7 protein-coding genes and 2 tRNA genes are annotated in these 11,143 nt (G+C 67.4%); 6 read left to right on the top strand and 3 right to left on the bottom strand.

Going from position 1 to position 11,143, the window contains the following annotated elements; all coding sequences use genetic code 11:
• Nucleotides 1-506 precede the first annotated feature (506 nt).
• From B0920_RS06735 to B0920_RS06720, 4 genes are all read left to right on the top strand, one after another.
• Nucleotides 507-779 (top strand): HU family DNA-binding protein, encoded by a 273-nt coding sequence (locus B0920_RS06735; RefSeq protein ID WP_005671138.1) that lies wholly within the window; start codon nucleotides 507-509, stop codon nucleotides 777-779.
• A gap of 162 nt (nucleotides 780-941) precedes the next feature.
• Nucleotides 942-1,018 (top strand) — tRNA-Asp (locus B0920_RS06730).
• Between the two features lie 139 nt (nucleotides 1,019-1,157).
• Nucleotides 1,158-1,234: transfer RNA gene (locus tag B0920_RS06725), tRNA-Asp, on the top strand.
• Between the two features lie 115 nt (nucleotides 1,235-1,349).
• Complete coding sequence (locus tag B0920_RS06720) at nucleotides 1,350-3,269, top strand: SurA N-terminal domain-containing protein (RefSeq protein WP_078031770.1); 1,920 nt, start codon at nucleotides 1,350-1,352, stop codon at nucleotides 3,267-3,269.
• A gap of 91 nt (nucleotides 3,270-3,360) precedes the next feature.
• Here B0920_RS06720 and mnmH read toward each other — a convergent pair whose 3' ends face one another.
• Entirely contained in the window at nucleotides 3,361-4,419 is a 1,059-nt protein-coding gene (gene mnmH / locus B0920_RS06715; protein WP_078031769.1) for a tRNA 2-selenouridine(34) synthase MnmH, read from the bottom strand.
• Nucleotides 4,419-5,048 carry an arylesterase gene (locus tag B0920_RS06710; protein ID WP_078031768.1) on the bottom strand — a complete coding sequence of 210 codons (630 nt, stop codon included), beginning with the start codon at nucleotides 5,046-5,048 and terminating at the stop codon, nucleotides 4,419-4,421. Before B0920_RS06710 ends, mnmH begins: the two co-directional genes overlap by 1 nt.
• On the opposite strand from B0920_RS06710, the gene B0920_RS06705 reads away from it, so the two are divergent.
• Nucleotides 5,047-5,766 carry an ABC transporter ATP-binding protein gene (locus B0920_RS06705; protein WP_078031767.1) on the top strand — a complete coding sequence of 240 codons (720 nt, stop codon included), beginning with the start codon at nucleotides 5,047-5,049 and terminating at the stop codon, nucleotides 5,764-5,766. The genes B0920_RS06710 and B0920_RS06705 overlap by 2 nt on opposite strands.
• Before the next feature lie 2 nt (nucleotides 5,767-5,768).
• Here B0920_RS06705 and B0920_RS06700 read toward each other — a convergent pair whose 3' ends face one another.
• A complete protein-coding gene (locus tag B0920_RS06700) occupies nucleotides 5,769-7,304 on the bottom strand; it encodes an NAD(P)H-hydrate dehydratase (protein ID WP_078031766.1) in 1,536 nt (511 codons plus the stop codon).
• A 107-nt stretch (nucleotides 7,305-7,411) separates the two neighbouring features.
• On the opposite strand from B0920_RS06700, the gene B0920_RS06695 reads away from it, so the two are divergent.
• Nucleotides 7,412-11,020 (top strand): hydantoinase B/oxoprolinase family protein, encoded by a 3,609-nt coding sequence (locus B0920_RS06695; RefSeq protein WP_078031765.1) that lies wholly within the window; start codon nucleotides 7,412-7,414, stop codon nucleotides 11,018-11,020.
• The last annotated feature ends 123 nt before the right edge of the window (nucleotides 11,021-11,143 follow it).

The raw sequence follows: 11,143 nt of genomic DNA, 5'->3' as shown, positions 1-11,143 counted from the left end.
GGAATCCAAGTCCTCCGCTCAGTGAGAACGCATACTTTCCTGGCTGCGCGTGCAAACTTGGATTCCGGCCTTCGCCGGAATGACGTGCTGAGGGCGCGGGACTGACGTGCGGACGCTGAGGAATGACGTGCGCCAGTCGAGGAATGCCGTGCGTCAGCTGAGGGATGACGTGCGGGGGCTGGGGAACTGACGCGCGGACGCTGAAGGACTGACGCGCGGGCGCTGAGCGTCTGACATGTCGCCGTTGCGAAACGCCGCCCCGACGCTAAGAGACTGAAGTGCTGACGCTACTGGGTGTGGCCCAAATCAGTGCCACCAGCGTGCTCACGCGCTTCCCACCGCGAATATTTGCCACCCCACACTGACGCTTTTCCGCAACCGAAGCCTCCTTCCACCTGCCTTGCTTGACAGACCATAGTTGCCCTTGTTTAATACGCCCTTGCACTTTTGCAGGAAGGCGCCGCGCGATCCGCGTTGCAGCGTCGGGAACGAAAACGAGGAAACGAGTGAACAAGACAGAACTCATCGAAGAAATCGCGAAGTCCGCGGACATTACCAAAGCCTCGGCGACGCGCGCACTCGACGCCATGATCGAAGCGGTCACCGAAAGCCTGAAGAAGAACGACAGCGTCACGCTGGTGGGCTTCGGCACCTTCACCGTGGGCGAGCGCGCTGCACGTACCGGCCGCGATCCGCGCACCAAGGAGCCCATCAAGATCAAGGCTGCGAAGGTTCCGAAATTTAAGGCTGGTAAAGCGTTAAAAGATGCTGTAAACTAATGCCTTCTTCGCGGTGACACGCGAAGAGAGCAGCATCAAACCGGTGTCTGGTCATGCAGTTCAATGCCCGTGTTTTTCGAGGGCGTGAATCGAAGACCAAGACGTGGAATCGGGCCTCTCGATTCCGACTGTGTTCGGTGCGCGTTGTAGTGTGTGATTGCTGGAGCGGTAGTTCAGTTGGTTAGAATACCGGCCTGTCACGCCGGGGGTCGCGGGTTCGAGCCCCGTCCGCTCCGCCAGCAAATTGGTAACGGAGTTTTCCCCCTGCGGGGAAAACGGATTAGGGCGAGAAGGGTTTCCCTTGCAAGGGAAACCGCGGCCGGCGGAACGTCGGCGAGCCCCGTCCGCTCCGCCAGCAAACGCAACACCACAGAATCTGGAGCGGTAGTTCAGTTGGTTAGAATACCGGCCTGTCACGCCGGGGGTCGCGGGTTCGAGCCCCGTCCGCTCCGCCAGAATTCAGTAAGGCCGGAGCCTGCAAAGGCTTCGCAATCGAAGAAGGGGCGAACGTAAGTTCGCCTTTTTTTTTAATCGTGCTGTTAAAGCATTTTCAACCTTGAATGGCTGACCATGTTTGATTTTGTCCGTAACCACAAGCGCATCATGCAGGGCGCTCTGCTGCTGCTGATCGTGCCGTCGTTCGTGTTCGTCGGGATCGAGAGCTACCAGGACCGCGGCAATGCCGCCGAAGGCGTGGCCACCGTCGCCGGCCAGAAGGTCACCCAGCAGGAATGGGAAGACGCCCAGCGCCGCCAGATCGACCAGGCACGCCAGGCCATGGGCCCGCAGTTCGACCAGAAGCTGTTCGACACGCCGGAAGCCAAGCAGGCCGTGCTCAATAACCTCGTCGCCGAACGCGCCATCAACGCCGAAATCAACCGCAGCCACATGACCGTGGGCGACGAAGCGCTGGCCAAGACCATCAGCTCGATCCAGGCTTTCCGCAAGCCGGACGGCAGCTTCGACATGGAACAGTACAAGGCCGCCCTGGCGGCCCAGGGCATGACCCCGGCCATGTTCGACCAGCGCCTGCGCCGCGACCTGACGGCCCAGCAGCTGGCCAGCTCGATCCAGTCCACCGCCTTCGCGCCGCGCAGCGTCTCGAACCGCCTGTCGAACATCAACGACCAGGAACGTGAAGTCCAGGAACTGCTGTTCCCGATCACCAACTTCCTGCCGCAGGTGAAAGTCACCGACGAGATGGTCAAGGCGTACTACGACAAGAACGCCCAGCTGTTCTCGATCCCCGAGCAGGTGAAGGCCGAATACGTCGTGTTCGACCAGGCCGTGGTGGAAAGCCAGGTGCAGGTCACCGACGCCGAGATCACCGAGTACTACAACAAGAACCTCAAGACCTACACCACCCCGGAACAGCGCAGCGCCAGCCACATCCTGATCACGGTGCCGCGCGACGCCAAGCCGGCCGACCAGGCCGCCGCCAAGGCCAAGGCCGAATCGGTGCTGGCCGAGGTGCGCAAGAACCCGGCCAACTTTGCCGAGATCGCCAAGGCGAATTCGCAGGACCCGGGCTCGGCCCAGGCCGGCGGCGACCTCGGCGTGGTCGAGAAGGGCGTGTTCGTCAAGCCGGTCGAGGACGCGATCTACGCGCTCAAGGAAGGCGAAACGAGCCAGCTGGTGCAGTCGGAGTTCGGCTGGCACATCATCAAGGTCACCGCGATCAAGCCGGCCGCCCAGAAGCCCCTGGACGCCGCCAAGGAGGAAATCGCCGCCGACCTGAAGAAGCAGAAGATGTCCAAGAAGTACTCGGAGCTGGCTGAAGTCTTCAGCAACACCGTGTACGAGCAGTCGGACAGCCTGAAGCCGGTGGCCGACAAGCTGCAGATCAAGATCCAGACCGTGGAGAGCCTGAGCCGCAAGCCGAGCCCGGTCCTGGGCGATTCGCCGGTGAACAACGAGAAGTTCCTGGCCGCGATCTTCGGCACCGACGCCATCAAGAACAAGCGCAATACCGAAGCCGTCGAAGTGGCGCCCAGCGTGCTGGTCGCAGGCCGCGTGGTCGAATTCAAGCCGGCCAGCAAGCGTCCGCTGGCCGAGGTGGAAGCTTCGATCCGCCAGCGCGTGACCCTGGAAGAAGCCGGCCGCCTGGCGCGCCAGGCCGGCGAGCAGAAGCTGGCCGCCGTGAAGGCGTCGGGCGATGCCACCGGTTTCGGCGAAGCCAAGATCGTCACCCGCACCAAGGAACCGCCGTTCAACCCGACCGGCGCCATCGCGGCGCTGAAAGCCGACGTGAGCAAGCTGCCGGCCTACGTGGGCGTGGAACTGCCGGGCCAGGGCTATGCGGTCTACCGCATCGGCAAGGTGGCGCAGCCGGCCCAGCCTGACCAGGCGCGCCGCCAGCAGGAAGCGCAGCAGATCGCGTCCCTCCTGGGCCAGCAAGAGATGTACAACTACATCGAAGCCCTGAAGACCAAGGCGAAGGTCAAGATCAACGTCAAGCCGGCCGAACTGGGCACCAACCAGGCCGAGTAAGCAGGAAGACGGAAACGAAAAAGCCCGGTTGCGCGAGCAACCGGGCTTTTTGTTTTCCGCCGGCCACGGCGCCGGCGTCAGGCGTCAGGCGTCAGGCGGCGGCGTGCAGGGCGCGCGCGGCGGCCTCGAAGTCCCTGGGCGCGATATCGTCCAGCGTCACGGTCTGTGCCTTGGGGTAGTGGACGAAGTTGCGGTCGATCGAACGCAGGTAGGCCGGGTCGTAGTGCTCGACCAGCAGCTGGTCGACCAGCTCGGCCATCGCGCCCCCGTTGGCCAGCGCGTGCCAGGCGTCGATGCGTTCGCGCCCGTGCAGCTGCACCAGGTGCTCCAGCTGGCCATTCAGGGCCGCCGGATCGGCGCAGAAGTGCTCGTAGTCTTCCATCAGCAGGCGCACCCGGTTCGGGCGCGACAGCTCCAGGGCGATGCAGGGCGAGGCGCGCATGCGCTCCATCACGGCGTCAGGTACGCGCAGGTTGCCGACCTTCTTGCTTTCCGATTCGACGAACACCGGCCTGGACGGGTCGAAGCGGCGCAGCTTGTCCCAGATCTGGCTCTCGAACATCTTCTGGGTCGGCTGGGGCTCGTCCGGCAGGTGGCCCAGCACGGAGCCGCGGTGGGCCGCCAGGCGCTCCAGGTCCAGCACCTGGGCGCCGACGCGCTCCAGGGTTTCCAGCAGGCGGCTCTTGCCACTGCCGGTGGTGCCGCAGACCACGCGGAACTGGACCGGCGGCGGGTCCAGCAAAGCGGCCGCGACGTGGGCGCGATAGGCCTTGTAGCCGCCGTCGAGCTGCACCACCGGCCAGCCGATCTTGGCCAGGATATGGGCCAGCGAGCCGCTGCGGTTGCCGCCGCGCCAGCAGTAGACCAGCGGCTTCCAGTCGCGCGGCTTGTCGGCGAACAGCTGTTCGATGTGACGCGCGATGTTGGCGGCCACCAGCGGCGCGCCGACCTTCTTCGCCTCGAAGGCGCCGACCTGCTTGTACAGGGTGCCCACGCGCACGCGCTCCTCGTCGTTCAGCACCGGGCAGCTGATCGCGCCCGGGATGCGGTCGAGGGCGTATTCCGACTCGCTGCGCGCGTCGATGATGGTGTCGAATTGGTCGAGCTCCGGCAGGATGTCGGCGAAGCCCAGGACGGCAGGGTATTTCATTATTGTTTTTTGATCAGCGCAGCGAGCTGCGGCCAGATGTTGGAGAAGATGATGGGGTGGGCCGCCGCGGTCGGGTGCAGGCGGTCCTGCTGGAACAGGGCCGGCTTCTCGGCCACGCCTTCCAGCATGAAGGGCACCAGTGCCGATTTGGTGTCGTCGGCGACCTGCTTGAACATGCCGAAGAACTTCTCGGTGTAGGCGCGGCCGTAGTTCGGCGGCATGCGCATGCCGACCAGCAGCACCTTGGCCTTGCTGTCCTTGGCCATGGCGACCATGGCGCGCAGGTTGGCCTCGGCCGAGGCCACCGGCAGGCCGCGCAGGCCGTCGTTGGCGCCCAGCTCGATCACGACGATCTCGGGACGATACTGGGTCAGCAGGGCCGGCAGGCGCGCACGGCCGCCGCTGGTGGTTTCGCCGCTGATGCTGGCGTTGACCACGGTGGCGGGTATCTTTTCGCTTTTGAGCTTCTGGTCCAGCAGGGCCACCCAGCCCGCGCCGCGTGCGATGCCGTATTCGGCCGAGAGGCTGTCACCCACCACGAGCACGGTTTTTGGTGCAGAATAGGCGCTGCCCGACGCGGCCAGCGTTACGACCAGTAGTACAGACAATTTCTTAAGAAAAGCAAGCATGCGTGATCATCCCGAGGCTGTGAAACAAGTCGTCACCAGTGAAGCAGGGCGGCCGCCCGCGATTGTCGTGAGCAGCCTGTCGAAGACGGTGGCCGATGCCAGTGGCGAGCTCACCATCCTGCAAAACATCGATTTTACCGTGCAAGCGGCCGAAACGCTCGCCTTGGTCGGCGCCTCGGGCTCCGGCAAGTCGACCCTGCTGGGCCTGCTCGCCGGGCTCGATACCCCCTCGACCGGCAAGGTGCTGCTCGACGGCACCGACATCTTCGCCCTGGACGAGGACGGCCGGGCGGCGTTTCGCAAGGCCAAGCTGGGCTTTGTGTTCCAGTCCTTCCAGTTGCTGGCGCACCTGAACGCGCTGGAAAACGTCATGCTGCCGCTCGAACTGCGCGGCGACGCGCAGGCGCGCGAGAAGGCGGCCGAGATGCTGGGACGGGTGGGCCTGTCCAGCCGCCTGAAGCATTATCCCAAGTACCTGTCGGGCGGCGAGCAGCAGCGCGTGGCCCTGGCGCGCGCCTTCGTCACCGAGCCGCCCCTGCTGTTCGCGGACGAACCGACCGGCAGCCTGGATGCCGCGACCGGCGAGGCGGTGATCCGCCTGATGTTCGAGCTCAACCGTGAGCGCGGATCGACGCTGGTGCTCGTGACCCACGACCCGGCGATGGCGGCGCGCTGCAGCCGCACCCTCACCATCTCGGCCGGCCGCCTGCTCGCCTGAGTTCAGCGCGCGCCGGCCTCGCGCACCAGCCGGTTGATCACCGCGCGCGCGGCCGCCGGCAGTTCCCCGGCCGTCATGCCGATCGGCCCGACGCCTTGCTCCACCAGGAGGTCGGCCGCGGCGCCATGGATCCAGACCGCGCCGGCGGCAGCCTCCCACGCCGGCCATCCCTGCGCCAGCAGCGCGCCGCAGATCCCCGCCAGCACGTCGCCGCTGCCGCCGGTCGCCAGGCCCGCATTGCCGGTCGGGTTGACCACGACCTCGCCATCAGGCCGCGCGATCACGCTGCCCGAGCCTTTCAGCACCACCACGGCATTGGTCCGCAAGGCCATCTCGCGCGCCGCCTCCAGGCGGTCGGCCTGGACCACCGCCGTAGTCATCCCCAGCAGCCGCGCGCCTTCCAGCGGATGCGGCGTCAATACGGCCGGCGCCTTGCGCTGCGCCAGCCGCGATTGCAGGTCCGGACTTGCCCCGATCAGGTTCAGGGCGTCGGCGTCGACCACCAGCGGGCCGTCGCCGTCGAGGGCCTTGGCCAGCAGGCGCATGGCGTTCGCCGAGCCGCCCATCCCCGGGCCGATCACCAGCGTGCGCCGGTCGAACTCGAATTCGTCGGCAAGGCGGAACATGATCTCGGGCTGGGTGCTGTCGTAGCCAGGCGGGTGGTCCAGCGCCGCCACATAGACCCGGCCGGCGCCCGCGAACAGCGCCCCGCGCGCGGCCAGCACCGGCGCGCCCGCCATCCCGTGGGCGCCGCCGACCACGGCGACGTCGCCGAAGCTGCCCTTGTGCGAGTTGTGGCGCCGCGCGGCGAGCTGGCCGGCGAACAGATCGACCCCGCCGAGACGGGCCGCCGCGCGCGGCAACGGCGTCTCGCCGTCCGCCTTTGCCTCCGCCGTGGCGTCCGCCGTGGCGACGCCCAGCATGTCGACCCGGACCTCGCCCGCATAATCGCGGCCGTCGCCCGTGTGCAGGCCCGGCTTGTCGCCCAGGAAGGTGATGGTGTGGGTGGCGCGCACGGCGACGCCGTCCGGGCCGACCACGGCGCCGGTATCGGCATCAAGCCCGCTCGGCACGTCCAGGGCCAGCATCGGGCAGCGCAGCGCGTTCACGCCCTCGACCAGTTCGCGGGCTTCGCCCTCGAGCGGACGTTCCAGTCCAATCCCGAACAAACCATCGACCACCAGCGCCCAGTCGGCCCCGGGCGGCAGCATGTCGATCCAGCCCACCGAACCGGCGCGCGCCCGCTCATAGGCGGCGGCCGTCTCGGCGGAAGCCTCGCGCCGTCCGGGCAGGTGCAGCACGGTCGCATCGACGCCGGCCTCGGCCAGGTTGGCGGCCAGCTCCAGCGCGTCGCCGCCATTGTTGCCGGGGCCGGCGAGCACCAGCACCGGGCGATCGCGCCGTCCTTCCAGCAGTTCCAGGGCATGGTCGGCCGCGGCCCGGCCGGCGCGCCGCATCAGGGCGCCGGGCTCCAGGCCGGCATACGCCGCTTCCTCGATGGCGCGGATCTGCGCGACGGTGTAAAGATGCTGTTCCATACTCGCTCACGTAGATGAATCCAGACCGGATTGTGATGCATTTTGACCAAATCGCGCGCGCCGTGCGACTACAATATCCGCTCCATTGATTGTTGCGGAGTAAATACATGGACTGGCAGTTCTGGATCGACCGTGGCGGCACCTTCACCGACATCGTGGCAAGGCGGCCGGACGGCAGCCTCGTGACCCACAAGCTGCTGTCGGAAAACCCCGAGCAATACCGCGACGCCGCAGTCGCGGGCATCCGCCATCTGCTCGGCGTGCAGGGCGCCGGCGCGTTGCCGGTCGAGCGCATCGAGGCGGTAAAGATGGGCACCACGGTCGCCACCAACGCGCTGCTGGAGCGCAAGGGCGAAGCCACCGTGCTCGCGATCACGCGGGGCTTCCGCGACGCCTTGCGCATCGCCTACCAGAACCGTCCGCGCCTGTTCGACCGCCACATCGTGCTGCCCGAACTGCTCTACGGCGAGGTGATCGAGATCGACGAGCGTATCGGCGCGCATGGCGAGGTGGTGCAGCCGCTCGATGAAGCGGCGGCGCGCGCGGCGCTGCGCCAGTCCTTCGAGCGGGGTCTGCGCTCGATCGCCATCGTCTTCATGCACGGCTACCGCCACACGGCCCACGAGGCGGCGGTGGCGCGCATCGCGCGCGAGATCGGCTACACCCAGGTCTCGGTCTCGCACCAGGTGAGCCCGATGATGAAGCTGGTCGCGCGCGGCGACACCACCGTGGTCGACGCCTACCTGTCGCCCATCCTGCGCCGCTACGTCGACCAGGTGGCCGGCGAACTGCCCGGCGTGAACCTGCAGTTCATGCAGTCCAGCGGCGGCCTGACCGACGCCCGCGCCTTCCAGGGCAAGGACAGCATCCTGTCCGGCCCCGCCGGCGGCATCGTCGGCATGGTGCGGGCCAGCCAGCTGGCCGGCTTCGAGCGCATCATCGGTTTCGACATGGGCGGCACCTCGACCGACGTCTCGCATTTCTCGGGCGAGTTCGAGCGGGTCTTCGAGACCCAGGTCGCGGGCGTGCGCATGCGCGCGCCGATGATGAGCATCCACACCGTGGCGGCCGGCGGCGGCTCGATCCTGCACTTCGACGGCAGCCGTTACCGCGTCGGTCCGGACAGCGCCGGCGCCAATCCGGGTCCGGCCAGCTACCGCCGCGGCGGCCCGCTGGCCGTCACAGACTGCAACGTCATGGTGGGCAAGATCCAGCCGCGCTACTTCCCCCACCTGTTCGGGCCGGGCGGCGACGAACCGCTCGACGCCGCCGCCGTCAAGGCGCGCTTCGCCGAGATGGCCGACCGCATCGGCGACGCGCTTGGCGCGCGCCCGACGCCCGAAGCCGTGGCCGAGGGTTTCATCCAGATCGCGGTGGGCAACATGGCCAACGCGATCAAGCAGATCTCGGTCCAGCGCGGCCACGACGTGACCGAGTACGCCCTGACCAGCTTCGGCGGCGCCGGCGGCCAGCATGCCTGCCTGGTGGCCGATGCGCTGGGGATGAAGACGGTCTTCATCCATTCGCTGGCCGGGGTGCTGTCGGCCTACGGCATGGGCCTGGCCGACCAGACCGCGATGCGCGAGCAGGCGGTCGAGGAGCGCTTGGCGCAGGAGGCCTTGCCCGCGCTGGCGGCGCGCCTGGCCGCGTTGGGCGAGCAGGCGCGGGCGGAATTGCTGGCCCAGGGCGTGGGCGTGGAGCGCATCGCGCTGGTCGAGCGCGTGCACCTGCGCTACGAAGGCACCGATTCCGCGCTGGTGGTCCTGCATGGCGATCTGGCCGCGATGGTGGCCCAATTCGAGCAGGCCTACAAGCGCCGCTATTCCTTCCTCATGCCCTCGCGAGCCCTGGTGATCGAGGCGGTGTCGGTCGAGGCCATCGGCCGCTCGGACGCGCCGCCGGAACAGCCGGTCGCGGGAGCGGGCGAGGGCCAGGCATTGGAAGCGCCGGCGCCCCAGGAGCAGGTGCGCATGTACAGCGGCGGCAGCTGGCGCGACACCGCAGTGTACGCGCGCGCTTCCCTGGAACCGGGACACACGCTGCGCGGGCCGGCCATCATCGCCGAGGACAACGCCACCACCGTGGTCGAACCCGGCTGGCAGGCCGAGGTCAGCAACTACAGGCACCTGGTGCTGACCCGCGTCGAGGCCTTGCCCGAGCGGCGCGCCATCGGCACCACGGCCGACCCGGTGATGCTGGAAATCTTCAACAACCTGTTCATGTCGATCGCCGAGCAGATGGGGCTGCGCCTGCAGAACACCGCCTACTCGGTCAACATCAAGGAGCGCCTCGACTTCAGCTGCGCGATCTTCGACCACGAGGGCAACCTTGTCGCCAACGCGCCCCACATGCCGGTCCACCTGGGTTCCATGGGCGAGAGCATCAAGACCGTGATGCGCGAGAACGCGGGCCGCATGCGCGCAGGCGACGTCTACGTGCTCAACGACCCCTACAACGGCGGCACCCACCTGCCGGACGTGACCGTCATCTCGCCCGTGTTCGACGAGGCCGGCGAAGAGATCCTGTTCTATGTCGGCTCGCGCGGCCACCATGCGGACATTGGCGGCACCACGCCCGGCTCGATGCCGCCCGACTCCAGCCACATCGAAGAAGAGGGCGTCCTGATCGACAACTTCAAGCTGGTGGACGGCCAGGACGGCGTGCTGCGCGAGGAGGAAACCCGGGCCCTGCTGGGCGGCGCGCGCTACCCGGCGCGCAACCCGGACCAGAACCTGGCCGACCTGCGCGCCCAGGTGGCGGCCAACCAGAAGGGCGTGGAGGAGCTGCGCAGGATGGTGGCCCACTTCGGGTTGGACGTGGTGCGCGCCTACATGGGCCACGTGCAGGACAATGCCGAGGAAGCGGTGCGGCGCGTGATCTCGGCGCTCAAGGACGGGCATTTCGTCAATGAGCTCGACAACGGCGCCCGGATCGAGGTGCGCATCCGGGTCGACCAGGCGGCGCGCAGCGCGGAGATCGATTTCACCGGCACCTCTGGCCAGTTGCCCAACAACTTCAACGCGCCCTCGGCGGTGTGCATGGCGGCGGTGCTGTACGTGTTCCGCACCCTGGTCGACGACGAGATCCCGCTGAACGCGGGCTGCCTGAAGCCCTTGAAGGTCATTATTCCACCGGGCTCCATGCTCAATCCCCACTATCCGGCCTCGGTGGTGTCGGGCAACGTGGAGACCTCGACCTGCATCACCAACGCCTTGTACGGGGCGCTGGGCGTGCTGGCGGCGGCCCAGGGCACCATGAACAACTTCACCTTCGGGAACGCGCGCTACCAGTACTACGAGACCATCTCGGGCGGCTCGGGGGCGGGCGAAGGCTTCGACGGGACCGACGTGGTGCAGACCAACATGACCAATTCGCGCCTGACCGATCCCGAGATCCTGGAATTCCGCTTCCCGGTGCGGCTGGAGAGCTACGAGATCCGGCCGGGCTCGGGCGGGGCGGGGCGCTGGCGCGGCGGCAATGGCGGCACGCGCAAAGTCAGGTTCCTGGAGCCGATGACGGCGGCGATCCTGTCCAACAACCGCAATTACGCGCCCTTCGGCATGGCGGGCGGTGAGCCCGGCGAAAAGGGCCGCAACTATGTGATCCGGGCCGATGGCAGCGTCGAGCACCTGGGCCATATCGGCAAGACCGACATGGGCGTCGGCGACGTGTTCGTGATCGAGACGCCGGGGGGAGGGGGCTTCGGCAGGGCGTGACGCGACGCTTGGGCGTGAGGCCGTAGTCCCTGAACGGGAGTCCGGCCCCGGGCCTGTTGCGGTTAAGTTAGCCATAAAACCGTCGTTCCGGCGAAGGCCGGAACCTAAGTTCTCTAGGCCAGA

Origin of the sequence: Massilia sp. KIM, assembly GCF_002007115.1 — a bacterium.
Lineage (GTDB): Bacteria > Pseudomonadota > Gammaproteobacteria > Burkholderiales > Burkholderiaceae_D > Telluria.
Note: the sequence above shows the minus strand (reverse complement) of the source record. Positions and strands in the feature narration are given on the sequence as shown.